The organism is Vibrio sp. Isolate34, from assembly GCF_022397915.1.
GTDB lineage: Bacteria > Pseudomonadota > Gammaproteobacteria > Enterobacterales > Vibrionaceae > Vibrio.
Genome location: NZ_JAKEUO010000066.1, coordinates 1 through 587, shown reverse-complemented (window position 1 = coordinate 587; position 587 = coordinate 1). Strand labels below are relative to the sequence as shown.

1 protein-coding gene is annotated in these 587 nt (G+C 46.3%); it reads right to left on the bottom strand.

The genetic code is table 11. The annotated features are described in order from the left end of the window. On the bottom strand, positions 1–587 hold a 587-nt coding region (locus L1D22_RS22275), incomplete at both ends, for a hypothetical protein (protein ID WP_239831231.1).

Below are 587 nucleotides of genomic sequence, written 5' to 3'. Positions count from 1 at the left end.
GAGTCTGAACTGTGGAATGTAGCGCAGTCGTATACAATTCGTTGCGAGTTACCTATTACAACGTCTCTAGATGCGGAGAGCGACGCTATGCATTTTGGATCATTGGAACAAACATCCAAGCAAGTATTACCTGATGAACTAACAAGTTCGTCTTCGAGAGATATAACTGTCTTATTGGCTACAAAGCTGTTCTCAAGCCTCCAATAGTACAGCTGATCAAATGAGTTTAGCTCAAGGGTTAGTGGTCCATTGTTCGGTTCGAAATCACAACTCACTCCGCGCCCTGTGCCGTCATCAAGCATGACCGTGAGTTGTTTAAGCGTGCCAGTCGGGATAGTATGAGTCGCTGAAGGGCAACCTTCTGGATACTGCCCTAGATTTGCCAGAGCTTCGCATATGTGCTGATGATTCAATTCAACTGCCAAGTTCTGGCTCGCGCTGTTTGAAACTACTGGCGAACAATCATTCACATCGAACACGTTGTCACCGTTAATATCCTCACTTGCATCATCTACCCGATCTTCATTTAAATCCCAACAATTTATTCCTGCAGGACCCAGCAGGACCAGCAGGACCAGCAGGACCAG